The following is a 401-nucleotide window of genomic DNA, read 5'->3' as shown; positions in this document are numbered from 1 at the left end:
GGTCAATATCTGGCTGGCTGGCCAGCGAAGCGCCATGGCGCAAACGGGCATTGTTCAAGGCAGCACTGTCGTCGTTGCGGCAATGCCGCTGAAGTTCGGCGATACGCTTAGCGCAGACAAATTGCGCGAAGTCGCATGGCCGGCGGGCTCGATTCCAACTGGCGCCTTCAAGACAACGAAAGAGGCCTTGGCCGGCGAAGGCATCAGGCAGGCGCTTCAAACCATTAGCGCCAACGAACCAGTCCTCGCCAGCAAGATCACTGGCCCAGGCCAACGCGCCACGCTTTCGGCGGTGCTTGGCGAAGGCATGAAAGCTGTTTCCATCAGGGTGAACGACGTGCTCGGCGTCGCCGGCTTCGTCTTCCCGGGTGACCGGGTCGATGTGCTGCTGACGCGAACGG

Annotated in this window: 1 protein-coding gene; it reads left to right on the top strand. The window is 61.8% G+C overall.

The window, feature by feature from the left end:
• Positions 1-7: 7 nt before the first annotated feature.
• On the top strand, positions 8-401 hold a 394-nt coding region (gene cpaB, locus EN925_RS39410), incomplete at its 3' end, for a Flp pilus assembly protein CpaB (RefSeq protein ID WP_245487502.1).

Origin of the sequence: Mesorhizobium sp. M7A.F.Ca.US.006.04.2.1, assembly GCF_004022915.1 — a bacterium.
Classification (GTDB): Bacteria; Pseudomonadota; Alphaproteobacteria; order Rhizobiales; family Rhizobiaceae; genus Mesorhizobium; species Mesorhizobium ciceri.
Note: the sequence above shows the minus strand (reverse complement) of the source record. Positions and strands in the feature narration are given on the sequence as shown.